The organism is Pseudomonas sp. FP2196 (assembly GCF_030687715.1).
Lineage (GTDB): Bacteria > Pseudomonadota > Gammaproteobacteria > Pseudomonadales > Pseudomonadaceae > Aquipseudomonas.
On the sequence record NZ_CP117445.1, the window covers coordinates 1,284,602 to 1,297,333 of the forward strand.

At 56.7% G+C, this 12,732-nt stretch carries 12 protein-coding genes; 11 read left to right on the plus strand and 1 reads right to left on the minus strand.

The genetic code is table 11. The annotated features are described in order from the left end of the window. Positions 1-3: 3 nt before the first annotated feature. Positions 4-786 carry a type I methionyl aminopeptidase gene (gene map, locus PSH79_RS05665; RefSeq protein ID WP_187679158.1) on the minus strand — a complete coding sequence of 261 codons (783 nt, stop codon included), beginning with the start codon at positions 784-786 and terminating at the stop codon, positions 4-6. 373 nt (positions 787-1,159) lie between these two features. Here map and rpsB point away from each other — a divergent pair, with 373 nt between their 5' ends. From rpsB to lpxD, 11 genes are all read left to right on the plus strand, one after another. Then, on the plus strand, positions 1,160-1,897 hold the full coding sequence (gene rpsB / locus PSH79_RS05670; protein WP_003222119.1) for a 30S ribosomal protein S2: 738 nt from the start codon (positions 1,160-1,162) through the stop codon (positions 1,895-1,897). A gap of 189 nt (positions 1,898-2,086) precedes the next feature. Then, the gene (tsf, locus tag PSH79_RS05675) at positions 2,087-2,950 is read left to right on the plus strand and encodes a translation elongation factor Ts (RefSeq protein ID WP_305441643.1); all 864 of its coding nucleotides are present in this window, start codon (positions 2,087-2,089) and stop codon (positions 2,948-2,950) included. A 208-nt stretch (positions 2,951-3,158) separates the two neighbouring features. Further along, the gene (pyrH, locus tag PSH79_RS05680) at positions 3,159-3,902 is read left to right on the plus strand and encodes a UMP kinase (protein WP_003222124.1); all 744 of its coding nucleotides are present in this window, start codon (positions 3,159-3,161) and stop codon (positions 3,900-3,902) included. Beyond that, entirely contained in the window at positions 3,899-4,456 is a 558-nt protein-coding gene (gene frr, locus PSH79_RS05685) for a ribosome recycling factor (RefSeq protein ID WP_187679155.1), read from the plus strand. The genes pyrH and frr overlap by 4 nt, the downstream gene beginning before the upstream one ends. Before the next feature lie 14 nt (positions 4,457-4,470). Next, entirely contained in the window at positions 4,471-5,226 is a 756-nt protein-coding gene (gene uppS, locus PSH79_RS05690; RefSeq protein ID WP_305441644.1) for a polyprenyl diphosphate synthase, read from the plus strand. Then, the gene (locus PSH79_RS05695) at positions 5,226-6,032 is read left to right on the plus strand and encodes a phosphatidate cytidylyltransferase (RefSeq protein WP_187679154.1); all 807 of its coding nucleotides are present in this window, start codon (positions 5,226-5,228) and stop codon (positions 6,030-6,032) included. The genes uppS and PSH79_RS05695 overlap by 1 nt, the downstream gene beginning before the upstream one ends. Next, a complete protein-coding gene (ispC, locus tag PSH79_RS05700; protein ID WP_305441645.1) occupies positions 6,029-7,219 on the plus strand; it encodes a 1-deoxy-D-xylulose-5-phosphate reductoisomerase in 1,191 nt (396 codons plus the stop codon). The genes PSH79_RS05695 and ispC overlap by 4 nt, the downstream gene beginning before the upstream one ends. Positions 7,220-7,273: 54 nt before the next feature. Next, positions 7,274-8,626 (plus strand): sigma E protease regulator RseP, encoded by a 1,353-nt coding sequence (gene rseP / locus PSH79_RS05705; protein ID WP_305441646.1) that lies wholly within the window; start codon positions 7,274-7,276, stop codon positions 8,624-8,626. A gap of 74 nt (positions 8,627-8,700) precedes the next feature. Continuing rightward, the gene (gene bamA, locus PSH79_RS05710) at positions 8,701-11,076 is read left to right on the plus strand and encodes an outer membrane protein assembly factor BamA (protein WP_305441647.1); all 2,376 of its coding nucleotides are present in this window, start codon (positions 8,701-8,703) and stop codon (positions 11,074-11,076) included. 45 nt (positions 11,077-11,121) lie between these two features. Then, a complete protein-coding gene (locus PSH79_RS05715) occupies positions 11,122-11,625 on the plus strand; it encodes an OmpH family outer membrane protein (protein ID WP_042557882.1) in 504 nt (167 codons plus the stop codon). A gap of 3 nt (positions 11,626-11,628) precedes the next feature. Then, positions 11,629-12,684, plus strand: a complete 1,056-nt coding sequence (lpxD, locus tag PSH79_RS05720; protein WP_305441648.1) for a UDP-3-O-(3-hydroxymyristoyl)glucosamine N-acyltransferase — start codon at positions 11,629-11,631, stop codon at positions 12,682-12,684. Positions 12,685-12,732: the final 48 nt, after the last annotated feature.

Below are 12,732 nucleotides of genomic sequence, written 5' to 3' on the forward strand. Positions count from 1 at the left end.
GGATCAGGCCGAGACGCGGGGAATGGTGTCGTCGGCGCGCAAGGTGAAGATCTCGTAGCCAGTATCGGTGACCAGCAAAGTGTGTTCCCACTGGGCCGAGAGCTTGCGATCCTTGGTGATCGCGGTCCAGCCGTCGCCCAGCACTTTGGTGTCGGCCTTGCCCTGGTTGATCATCGGCTCGATGGTGAAGGTCATGCCGGCCTTCAGTTCCATGCCGGTGCCAGCGCGGCCGTAGTGCAGGATCTGCGGCTCTTCGTGGAACACCTTGCCGATGCCGTGACCGCAGAACTCGCGAACCACCGAGAAGCCGTTCTTTTCTGCGTGCTTCTGGATGACTTCACCGATGTCGCCCAGACGGCAGCCAGGTTTGACGATCTCGATCGCCTTGTACATGCATTCCTGAGTGATCTGCGACAGGCGCTCGGCCCAGACCGGCACTTCGCCGACATGGAACATGCGGCTGGTATCGCCGTGGTAACCGTCCTTGATCACTGTGACGTCAATGTTCAGGGTGTCGCCGTTTTTCAGCGGTTTGTCGTTCGGGATGCCGTGGCAGACCACGTGGTTGATCGAAGTGCAGATCGACTTCGGGTAGCCCTTGTAGTTGAGCGGGGCAGGGATGGCCTGCTGCTCGTTGACTATATAGTCGTGGCAGATCTGGTTCAGTTGATCGGTGGTGACGCCTGGCTTTACATGTTCGGCAATCATTTCCAGCACATCGGCGGCCAGTTTGCCGGCGACACGCATCCCAGCGATGTCCTCGGGGGTTTTGAGGTTGACGGTCATACAGGCTCTCTCTGCGCTCGGCGGCGCTTGCTGATACGGATAGGGCGGCAGGTGTTCGTTTTACGACCCTGAAAAACGCGATTCTAACAGACGAGAGGAGCAAATCCGCGCCTGCCTGCATCGCTTCTCTCTATACAATGGTGCGCGTCGGGTCGATTCCAAGGGGGCTGCGCCCATGTCCTTGGTGTGATTACAGATTTCGGGTTCCGTTTCTGCGCACCCTGTGGTATAAAATGCGCCGCTTTCCGGGGATACCTCGAGAAGCTTAAATCCACACACGTGTCGACACGATGACCTGGGTGCTTTTGGCTTTATGCCACTGGTTGGTCATTGGGATACGTGGAGGCCAAACCCGACTTATTAAGGAACTATCATGTCCCAAGTCAATATGCGCGATATGCTGAAGGCCGGTGTGCACTTCGGTCACCAAACCCGTTACTGGAATCCGAAAATGGGTAAGTACATTTTCGGCGCGCGTAACAAGATTCACATCATCAACCTTGAAAAAACCCTGCCAATGTTCAACGAAGCTCTGACTTTCGTAGAGCGCCTGGCTCAGGGCAAAAACAAGATTCTGTTCGTCGGCACCAAGCGTTCCGCTGGCAAGATCGTTGCTGAAGAAGCAGCACGTTGCGGTTCGCCGTACGTCGATCACCGCTGGTTGGGCGGCATGCTGACCAACTTCAAAACCATTCGTGCTTCCATCAAGCGTCTGCGTGACCTTGAAGTTCAAGCCGAAGACGGTACTTTCGCCAAGCTGACCAAGAAAGAAGCGCTGATGCGCTCCCGTGATCTTGAGAAGCTGGATCGTTCGCTGGGCGGCATCAAGGACATGGGCGGTCTGCCAGACGCACTGTTCGTGATCGACGTTGACCACGAGCGCATCGCGATCACCGAAGCCAACAAGCTGGGCATCCCGGTTATCGGCGTTGTCGATACCAACAGCAGCCCGGAAGGCGTTGACTACATCATCCCAGGCAACGATGACGCAATCCGCGCTATCCAGCTGTACATGGGTTCGATGGCTGACGCAGTTATCCGTGGTCGCAACAATGTTGCCGGCGGCACTGTAGAATTCGCAGCTGAAGAAACTCAGGCTGCAGCTGAGTAATTGACGCCCTGGCGTTGACTCAGTAAGCAAAAAGGGGGCTTGGCCCCCTTTTTGCCACCTCGAAAACCATTGTCGGCAGCGCAGCTACAGCATCTGTAACGTGCAGCGGCTACAAGGTGGTTCGGGAAGAATTGAACGCCCGTTCGATCGGGTGGAATGGTTGAAAACCTATCCAAGAGGAATTTGAAAATGGCAGCAATTACTGCAGCGTTGGTTAAAGAACTGCGCGAGCGTACCGGCGAAGGCATGATGGATTGCAAGAAAGCCCTGGAAAAGGCTGACGGCGACATCGAAAAAGCCATTGATGACATGCGTGCTTCGGGCGCGATCAAGGCTGCCAAGAAAGCTGGTAACGTTGCCGCTGAAGGCGCAATCGCCATCAAATCGAACGACAAGGTAGCCGTGCTGCTGGAAGTCAACTCGCAGACCGACTTCCTGGCCCTGCAAGACGACTTCAAGAACTTCGTTGCTGCCAGCGTAGAAAAAGCCTTCGACGAAAAACTGACCGACGCAGCTCCGCTGATCGCCGCTCAGGAATCGGCTCGTGAAGCTCTGGTTGCCAAAGTTGGCGAGAACGTCAACATCCGTCGTCTGGTACGCGTAGAGGGTGACGTTGTCGGCACTTACCTGCACGGTAACAAGATCGGTGTTGCTGTTGTCCTGAAAGGCGGTGACGTCGAGTTGGCCAAAGACATCGCGATGCACGTAGCTGCAAGCAATCCTGAGTTCCTGCTGCCTTCGCAAGTTTCCGATGAAGCGATCGAGCGCGAGAAAGCTGTGTTCCTGCAGCTGAACGAAGAAAAAATCAAAGGCAAGCCAGAAAACATTGTTGAGAACATGGTCAAAGGCCGTATCAGCAAGTTCCTGGCAGAAGCAAGCCTGGTTGAGCAGGCGTTCGTCAAGAACCCTGAAGTCAAGGTTGGCGAGCTGGCCAAGAAAGCTGGTGCTGAAATCGTTTCCTTCACCTACTTCAAAGTAGGCGAAGGCATCGAGAAGCCGGTCGACAACTTCGCTGAAGAAGTTGCTGCCCAGCTGGCTGCCGCCAAGCAATAAGACGGTTTTCAACTGTCGCCCGAAAGAGGCTGCCCGCTTACGCGCGCAGCCTCTTTTCAGATGGGGTTGCCAATTTTTTATTGGTTTCCACTTGGAACTGACTTACAAAGCCATGTTCCGATGGCGCTGAAGCAGCGCCAAGCTAGAGTGAACGCCAGCTGTAAACAGCTCGCAAAGAATTTTAAATACGCCGCAGGAGAGATTCGCAATGGCTCAGCAGGGCAGTGGTTATCAGGCTCGCTATAAACGCATTCTACTCAAGCTTAGCGGCGAGGCCCTGATGGGGTCGGAAGAGTTCGGGATCGATCCAAAGGTGCTGGATCGCATGGCGCTGGAAGTCGGCCAGCTGGTCGGCATCGGCGTACAGGTCGGTCTGGTGATCGGCGGTGGCAATCTGTTCCGCGGCGAAGCCTTGAGCAAAGCCGGTATGGATCGGGTGACAGGCGACCACATGGGCATGCTGGCCACTGTGATGAACGCTCTGGCCATGCGCGACGCATTGGAGCGTGCCAATATCTCGGCCATCGTGATGTCGGCCATTTCCATGGTTGGCGTGACCGATCACTATGATCGCCGCAAAGCCATGCGCCATCTGAACTCCAAAGATGTCGTGATTTTCGCGGCCGGTACCGGCAATCCGTTCTTTACCACGGATTCGGCAGCCTGCCTGCGTGCAATCGAAATCGATGCCGATGTTGTGCTCAAGGCGACCAAGGTCGATGGCGTCTACACCGCAGATCCGTTCAAAGACCCGCATGCCGAGAAGTTCGATCATCTGACATATGATGAAGTGCTGGATCGCAAGCTGGGTGTAATGGATCTGACCGCTATTTGCCTGTGCCGCGACCACAAGATGCCGCTGCGCGTATTCAACATGAACAAGCCTGGTGCCCTGCTGAACATTGTTCACGGTGGCGCAGAAGGAACCCTGATCGAGGAAGGCCAACAATGATCAATGAAATCAAGAAAGACGCTCAAGAGCGCATGCAGAAGTCCCTGGATTCCCTGTCCCATGCATTCGGTCAGATTCGCACCGGCAAGGCACACCCAAGCATCCTGGGCAGCGTGATGGTGCCGTACTACGGCGCAGACACCTCCATCACCCAAGTAGCCAATATCACCGTAAAAGACTCGCGCACCCTGCAAGTCGTGGCGTTTGAGCGCAACATGCTCGCGGCAGTCGACAAGGCAATCCAGAGTGCCGGCCTGAATCTCAACCCGACCAACCTGGGCGAGTTGCTGCTGATCTCCATGCCTGCCCTGACCGAAGAAACCCGTAAGGGGTTTACCAAGCAGGCGCGTAGTGCAGCGGAAGACGCTCGAGTTGCCGTGCGCAACATTCGTCGTGATGCCTTGGGTGAGCTGAAGAAGCTGGTCAAGGACAAGGAAATCAGCGAAGACGAAGAGCGTCGTGCTGCTGCGGACATTCAGAAGCTGACTGACAAGGCTGAGGCTGATATCGACGCAGCCACCAAGCAAAAAGAAGCGGACTTGATGGCCGTATAAGGGTCGAGCTTTTAATGGACAAGACCAAGCAGACTGCGCCGTCCGCGGTGCCGCGCCATGTCGCGATCATCATGGATGGCAACAATCGCTGGGCGAAAAAACGCTTTATGCCGGGTGTCGCCGGGCATAAAGCGGGCGTTGATGCTGTACGGGCTGTAATCGAGGTGTGCGCTGAGGCCAAGGTTGAGGTGCTGACCCTTTTCGCTTTTTCCAGTGAAAACTGGCAGCGTCCGGCCGATGAGGTCAGCGCCTTGATGGATCTGTTCTTCAAGGCGTTGCGTCGTGAGGCCAAGCGTCTCAACGATAACAACATCAGCCTGCGCATCATTGGCGATCGCTCGCGCTTTCATCCGGAGCTTCAAGCCGCGATGCGCGAAGCCGAGGCGATGACTGCCGGCGCCAACCGTTTTATCCTGCAGATCGCCGCCAACTACGGCGGTCAGTGGGATATCGCGCAAGCCGCGCAGCGCCTGGCACGTGAAGTTCAGGCCGGGCATCTGCGTCCGGAAGACATCACCCCTGATCTGCTGCAAACCTGTCTGGCGACCGGCGATCTGCCGTTGCCGGATCTGTGCATCCGTACCGGTGGCGAGCACCGCATCAGCAACTTCCTGCTGTGGCAACTGGCATACGCCGAGTTGTACTTCTCCGACCTGTTCTGGCCGGACTTCAAACACGATGCCATGCGCACTGCGCTGGCCGATTTCGCTTCGCGCCAACGTCGTTTCGGTAAAACGAGCGAACAGGTTGAAGCTGGAGCCCGGGTTTAATGCTTAAACAACGAATCATCACTGCGCTGATCCTGCTGCCGATTGCCCTGTGTGGGTTTTTCCTGCTCCAGGGTTCCGGTTTTGCGCTGTTCATAGGTCTGGTCGTAAGCCTGGGTGCCTGGGAATGGGCGCGTCTGGCCGGCTTCACTGCGCAATCGTTTCGCGTCGGTTTTGCTGCCGTCGTCGCGTTGATGTTGTTCGTCATGTATGTGCTGCCCGGTCTTGCGCCTTGGGTGCTGGGTGCTTCGGTACTTTGGTGGGCGGTCGCGACGTATCTGGTGCTGACTTATCCGAAGTCCAGCGAGCACTGGTCCAGCGCGGCCACGAAGCTGGTGATCGGCCTGTTGATTCTGCTGCCGGCCTGGCAAGGTCTGGTGCAGATCAAGCAATACCCGCTGGGTAACTGGCTGATCATGGCGGTGATGGTGCTGGTCTGGGGTGCCGATATTGGCGCCTATTTCTCCGGTCGTGCATTCGGCAAGCGCAAGTTGGCCCCTCAAGTCAGTCCGGGTAAAAGTTGGGAAGGTGTTTACGGTGGTCTGGCACTGAGTCTGGTGATTACCGCTATTGTCGGTCTGGTGCGTGACTGGACGGTAGCTGAATTGCTCAAGGGCTTGATGGGTGCTGCGCTGATCGTGTTCATCTCTGTAGTGGGTGACCTGACCGAAAGCATGTTCAAGCGTCAGTCCGGTATCAAGGACAGCAGCAACCTGTTGCCGGGTCACGGCGGCGTGCTCGATCGCATCGATAGCCTGACAGCGGCCATTCCAGTCTTCGCCGTATTGCTGTGGATGGCTGCACCGTGAGCCGTCCGCAACAGATTACCGTTCTGGGTGCGACAGGCTCGATTGGTCTGAGCACCCTCGATGTCATTGCACGTCATCCAGAGCGATATCAGGTTTACGCGTTGAGCGGGTTTACGCGTCTGAGTGAGCTGTTGGCCTTGTGCGTGCGTCATGTGCCGCAATTTGCCGTGGTGCCGGAAGTCGCCGCAGCACGTGGTCTGCAGGATGATTTGCGCGTCGCCGGTTTGCCGACCCGCGTGCTGGTGGGGGAGGAGGGCCTGTGTCAGGTCGCCTCTGCTCCGGAAGTTGACGCAGTCATGGCGGCCATTGTTGGTGCGGCTGGTCTGCGTCCGACTTTGGCTGCCGTTGAGGCGGGCAAGAAGATCCTCCTGGCAAATAAAGAGGCGCTGGTGATGTCCGGCGCCTTGTTCATGCAGGCAGTACGCAAAAGCGGTTCGGTGCTGCTGCCGATCGACAGCGAACACAACGCGATTTTCCAGTGCATGCCGCAGGATTTCGCTCGTGGTTTGAGCAGTGTCGGTGTCCGTCGGATTTTACTCACAGCCTCTGGTGGCCCGTTCCGACAGACGCCCGTGAGTGAATTGGCGAATGTTTCGCCTGATCAGGCGTGCGCGCATCCGAACTGGTCCATGGGGCGCAAGATTTCAGTCGATTCGGCCAGCATGATGAATAAAGGTCTCGAGTTGATCGAGGCCTGCTGGTTGTTTGATGCAAAACCTTCGCAGGTTGAAGTGGTGATTCACCCGCAGAGCGTGATTCACTCTCTGGTCGATTATGTCGATGGCTCGGTGCTGGCACAGTTGGGCAATCCTGACATGCGTACGCCGATCGCCAATGCGCTGGCCTGGCCGGAGCGCATCGACTCCGGTGTGGCGCCGTTGGATCTCTTTGCGATCGCGCGTCTGGACTTCGAGGCGCCCGATGAAGAGCGCTTCCCATGTCTGCGTCTTGCACGGCAAGCTGCCGAGGCGGGCGACAGTGCACCAGCAATGCTCAATGCGGCGAATGAAGTAGCGGTGGCAGCGTTTCTCGACGGGCGGGTTCGTTACCTGGAAATCGCGAGTATCATCGAGGAGGTCTTGAACCTCGAATCAGTTGTGGCGCTGGATGATCTCGATGCCGTGTTCACGGCAGACGCCAAAGCGCGAGTCCTGGCCGAGCAATGGCTAAAGCGTCACGCTCGATAGATTTTGCAACACAATGGCTATAAGCGACACTGAACAGGATTGCGGAGAAAGTAGATGAGCGCGCTCTATATGATTGCCGGCACCCTGATCGCCTTGGGTGTGCTGGTCACCTTTCACGAATTCGGCCACTTCTGGGTCGCGCGTCGCTGTGGCGTCAAGGTTCTGCGCTTTTCCGTAGGCTTCGGCATGCCGCTGCTGCGCTGGCACGACAAGCAAGGCACTGAATTTGTTGTGGCTGCAATTCCGTTGGGTGGCTACGTCAAGATGCTCGACGAGCGCGAAGGCGAGGTGCCTGTCGATCAGTTGGATCAGTCGTTCAATCGCAAATCCGTTCGTCAGCGTATCGCTATTGTAGCGGCCGGACCTGTTGCCAACTTCCTGTTGGCCCTGGTGTTCTTTTGGGTGCTGGCGATGCTCGGTAGCGAGCAGGTGCGCCCGGTCATCGGTGCGGTAGAGTCCGGCAGTATCGCCGCCAAGGCTGGTTTGGGTGCGGGTCAGGAGATCGTCGCAATTGATGGCGAGCCAACGACCGGTTGGGCGGCTGTCAATTTGCAGCTCGTACGTCGACTCGGTGAAAGCGGTTCGTTGCAGTTGCTGATGCGCGAGCAGGGCACTACCGTTGATTCGCCACGCGAGCTGGTACTGGATAACTGGCTCAAGGGTGCTGATGAACCCGATCCGATCCGTTCGCTGGGTATTCGTCCTTGGCGTCCGGCTTTGCCGCCGGTGCTGGCTGAACTTGATCCAAAGGGCCCGGCTCAGGCTGCCGGCCTGAAAACCGGTGATCGTCTGCTGGCGCTCGACGGCCAGGCGCTCAACGACTGGCAGCAAGTGGTTGATACCGTTCGTACGCGTCCTGATACCAAAATCGTGCTGCGTGTCGAGCGTGATGGTGCTTCAATCGATGTCCCTGTCACCTTGGCTGCGCGCGGTGAAAGCAAGTCGCCAAACGGTTATCTGGGTGCGGGTGTAAAAGCTGTCGACTGGCCGCCGGAGATGATCCGCGAGGTCAGTTATGGGCCGTTGGCCGCGATTGGCGAGGGCGCCCGTCGCACTTGGACCATGAGCATTCTGACGCTCGATTCGCTTAAGAAAATGCTGTTCGGCGAGCTCTCGGTAAAAAACTTGAGTGGACCGATAACCATTGCTAAAGTGGCGGGCGCTTCTGCCCAGTCGGGCGTCGCTGATTTCCTGAATTTCCTTGCTTATCTGAGTATTAGCCTGGGGGTTCTGAATTTGCTGCCCATTCCTGTACTGGATGGGGGGCATTTGTTGTTTTATCTGATCGAGTGGGCGCGTGGTCGTCCCTTGTCGGATCGGGTGCAAGGTTGGGGGATACAGATCGGTATCAGTTTGGTGGTCGGGGTGATGTTGCTTGCTCTGGTCAACGATCTGGGTCGACTGTAACGCTTCGCTGAATTGCGAATCTGCCGCATTTTGCGGCAGTTTGTTTATTGCCAGTTGGAATAAGAAAGGACTTCATGAAACGTCTGCTGCTAACTGCGGTTCTCACCGTATTGATGATCGCCGAAGTTCACGCCGAGTCCTTCACTATCTCTGATATTCGCGTCAATGGCCTCCAGCGGGTCTCCGCGGGTAGCGTCTTTGGTGCCTTGCCGTTGAACGTCGGCGAGCAGGCGGATGATCGTCGCCTGGTGGAATCCACTCGTGCGTTGTTCAAAACCGGTTTCTTTCAAGATATCCAGCTGGGCCGCGAAGGCAACGTTCTGGTAATCACGGTTGTCGAACGTCCATCGGTCGCCAGTATCGAGATCGAAGGCAACAAGGCGATCTCCACTGAAGACCTGATGAAAGGCCTCAAGCAATCCGGTCTGGCCGAAGGCGAGATCTTCCAGCGTGCCACCCTTGAGGGTGTGCGTAACGAACTGCAACGTCAGTACGTCGCGCAAGGTCGCTATTCGGCTACGGTCGATACCGAAGTGGTATCGCAGCCGCGTAACCGTGTTGGTCTGAAAGTAAAGATCAACGAAGGCACCGTTGCGGCCATTCAGCACATCAACGTGGTGGGCAACACGGTTTTCCCCGAGGAAGACCTGACCGACCTGTTCGAACTGAAAACCACCAACTGGCTGTCGTTCTTCAAGAACGATGACAAATACGCCCGTGAAAAGCTTTCCGGTGACCTGGAGCGTCTGCGTTCCTACTACCTGGACCGCGGCTATATCAACATGGATATCGCTTCGACCCAGGTGTCCATCACCCCGGACAAGAAGCACGTCTACATCACCGTCAACGTGACCGAAGGTGAGAAGTACACCGTCCGTGACGTAAAACTCAGCGGTGATCTGAAAGTCCCTGAAGATCAAGTCAAGTCCTTGCTGCTGGTGCAGAAGGGCCAGGTGTTCTCGCGCAAGCTGATGACCACCACTTCCGAACTGATCACCCGTCGTCTGGGTAACGAGGGTTACACCTTCGCCAACGTCAACGGCGTGCCTCAACCGCACGATGATGACCACACCGTGGACATCCTGTTCGCTGTCGACCCGGGCAAGCGCGCCTACGTCAACCGCATCAACTTCCGTGGCAACACCAAGTCCGAAGACGAAGTGCTGCGTCGTGAAATGCGTCAAATGGAAGGGGGCTGGGCGTCGACCTATCTGATCGACCAGTCCAAGACCCGTCTTGAGCGTCTGGGCTTCTTTAAGGAAGTCAACGTCGAAACCCCGGCTGTTCCGGGTGTTGATGACCAGGTTGACGTGAACTACAGCGTCGAGGAGCAGGCTTCCGGTTCGATTACCGCCAGTGTCGGTTTCGCCCAGAGTGCCGGTCTGATCCTCGGTGGTTCGATCACCCAGAACAACTTCCTCGGTACCGGTAACCGCGTCAGCGTTGGCTTGACCCGCAGCGAATACCAGAGCCGCTACAACTTCGGCTACGTTGACCCCTACTGGACCGCCGATGGCGTGAGCCTGGGTTACAACGCGTTCTATCGCACCACTGACTATGATGAACTCGACGCCGATATCTCGAGCTACGCAGTAGACAGTCTGGGTGTAGGCGCTAACGTTGGTTACCCGATCAGTGAGACTTCGCGTCTGACCTTCGGCCTGTCTGCTCAGCAGGACAAGATCAATACCGGTAAATACACCGTTGACGAGATTTTCGACTTCGTTAACAAGGAAGGCGATCAGTACCTGAACTTCAAGGCGTCGGCCGGCTGGTCCGAATCGACGTTGAACAAAGGCGTACTGCCAACCCGTGGTCGTTCCCAGAGCCTGACCCTGGAAACCACCATTCCGGGCAGCGACCTGTCTTTCTACAAACTTGACTATCGTGGTCAGCTGTTCCAGCCGATCAGCGAAAACTACACCCTGCGCCTGCACACCGAGCTGGGTTATGGCGATGGTTATGGTTCCACAGACGGCTTGCCGTTCTATGAAAACTACTATGCTGGTGGTTTCAACTCGGTACGTGGCTTCAAGGACAGTACGCTGGGTCCGCGCAGTACCCCGAGTCGTGGCACGAATCCGGGCACCATTGCTGACCCGGACCAGGATCCTCTGCCATTCGGTGGCAACGTCCTGATCCAGGGTGGTGTCGAGGTTCTGTTCCCGCTGCCATTCGTCAAGGATCAGCGCTCCCTGCGTACCTCGGTATTCTGGGATGTGGGTAACGTTTTCGATTCGCAGTGCAAGGACACCACCAATGCAAACGGCTCGTCGTCGAACACCAAGTGCAACGACATCAGCCTGAGCAACATGGCCAGTTCCGTCGGTGTGGGTGTGACCTGGGTCACCGCACTGGGTCCTCTGAGCTTCGCGTTGGCTATGCCGATCAAGAAACCGGATGACGCTGAAACTCAAGTGTTCCAATTCTCCCTCGGCCAGACGTTCTAAGCGTCTGACCCAAGATAACGACAATGGATTTTGTAGGAGTGCATCGTGCGTAAGTTGACTCAATTGGTTCTCCTGGCCTCCGTACTGGTGGCAGGCCCGGCATTTGCCGACATGAAAATTGCCGTTCTGAACTATCAGATGGCCTTGCTGGAATCCGACGCGGCCAAGAAGTACGCCGTGGATGCCGAGAAGAAATTTGGTCCGCAACTGACCAAGCTGAAGACGCTGGAAAGCAGTGCCAAGGGCATCCAGGATCGCCTGATGGCCGGTGGCGACAAGATGCAGCAAGGTGAGCGTGAGCGTCTGGAGCTGGAATTCAAGCAAAAGGCCCGTGACTTCCAGTTCCAGTCCAAGGAACTCAACGAAGCCAAAGCCGTTGCCGACCGCGAAATGCTCAAGCAGCTGAAGCCGAAACTTGATGGCGCAGTGGAAGAAGTCATCAAGAAAGGTGGTTTTGACCTGGTGTTCGAGCGTGGCGCAGTGATTGATGTCAAACCTCAGTACGACATCACGCGCCAGGTTATCGAGCGCATGAATCAGCTGAAGTAACCCATGACTGTGACTATCAAACTCGGCCAGTTGGCCGAGTTCCTTGGCGCCACCCTGCGTGGCGACCCGGAAAAGAAAATTACTGGGCTAGCCACTTTGCAAGAGGCTGGCCCAGCTCAGTTGAGCTTTCTGGCAAATCCTCAATATCGCAAATACCTGTCGGGTTCGCTGGCGGCAGCCTTGCTGCTCAAGGAAGCGGATGCAGAAGGTTTTGCCGGTAATGCATTGGTGGTGCCGGATCCTTACCTGGCCTATGCGCGTATCTCTCACTTGTTCGATCCCAAGCCAAAAGCCACTGCGGGTATTCATCCCTCGGCGGTAATTGCTGCCGATGCGGTGGTTGATCCAACCGCCAGCATCGGTCCTTTCGTGGTGATCGAGGCCGGTGCGCGGATTGCAGCGCAAGTCACGCTCGGCGCCCATTGTGTGGTCGGTGCACGCAGCGAAATCGGTGAAGGCGGCTGGCTTGCCCCACGGGTGACGCTGTATCACGATGTGCGCATCGGCAAACGTGTGGTTATCCAGTCCGGCGCCGTACTCGGTGGGGAAGGCTTCGGCTTTGCCAACGAAAAAGGCATCTGGCAGAAAATCGCCCAGATCGGTGGCGTTACCATCGGCGACGATGTGGAGATTGGCGTGAATACTGCCATCGACCGCGGTGCGTTGGCCGATACCGTGATCGGCAATGGCGTGAAGCTCGACAACCAGATCCAGATCGCCCACAACGTACAGGTCGGTGATCACACCGCCATGGCTGCGTGTGTCGGGATCTCCGGCAGCACCAAAATCGGCAAGCATTGCATGCTTGCTGGCGGTGTCGGTCTGGTCGGGCACATTGATATTTGCGACAACGTTTTCCTGACCGGGATGACCATGGTGACCCACTCGATTACCGAGCCGGGTGCCTATTCTTCCGGCACAGCCATGCAACCGGCGGCCGAATGGCGCAAAAGCGCGGCACGCATCCGTCAGCTCGATGACATCGCGCGACGTTTGAAACAGCTGGAAAAGCGCGTAGGGGAAGTGACCCCTGACGGCAATGCTTCATCAGATGGCTGATACCATTTCCATATCAAGTGTGCACAGCCTCTAGACTGCCTCCTTGAT

Bases quoted from the DNA above. Each gene is read 5' to 3' on its own strand.
- map (WP_187679158.1), bottom strand. From the start codon at position 786: ATGACCGTCAACCTCAAAACCCCCGAGGACATCGCTGGGATGCGTGTC.
- rpsB (WP_003222119.1), top strand. From the start codon at position 1,160: ATGTCCCAAGTCAATATGCGCGATATGCTGAAGGCCGGTGTGCACTTC.
- tsf (WP_305441643.1), top strand. From the start codon at position 2,087: ATGGCAGCAATTACTGCAGCGTTGGTTAAAGAACTGCGCGAGCGTACC.
- pyrH (WP_003222124.1), top strand. From the start codon at position 3,159: ATGGCTCAGCAGGGCAGTGGTTATCAGGCTCGCTATAAACGCATTCTA.
- frr (WP_187679155.1), top strand. From the start codon at position 3,899: ATGATCAATGAAATCAAGAAAGACGCTCAAGAGCGCATGCAGAAGTCC.
- uppS (WP_305441644.1), top strand. From the start codon at position 4,471: ATGGACAAGACCAAGCAGACTGCGCCGTCCGCGGTGCCGCGCCATGTC.
- PSH79_RS05695 (WP_187679154.1), top strand. From the start codon at position 5,226: ATGCTTAAACAACGAATCATCACTGCGCTGATCCTGCTGCCGATTGCC.
- rseP (WP_305441646.1), top strand. From the start codon at position 7,274: ATGAGCGCGCTCTATATGATTGCCGGCACCCTGATCGCCTTGGGTGTG.
- bamA (WP_305441647.1), top strand. From the start codon at position 8,701: ATGAAACGTCTGCTGCTAACTGCGGTTCTCACCGTATTGATGATCGCC.
- lpxD (WP_305441648.1), top strand. From the start codon at position 11,629: ATGACTGTGACTATCAAACTCGGCCAGTTGGCCGAGTTCCTTGGCGCC.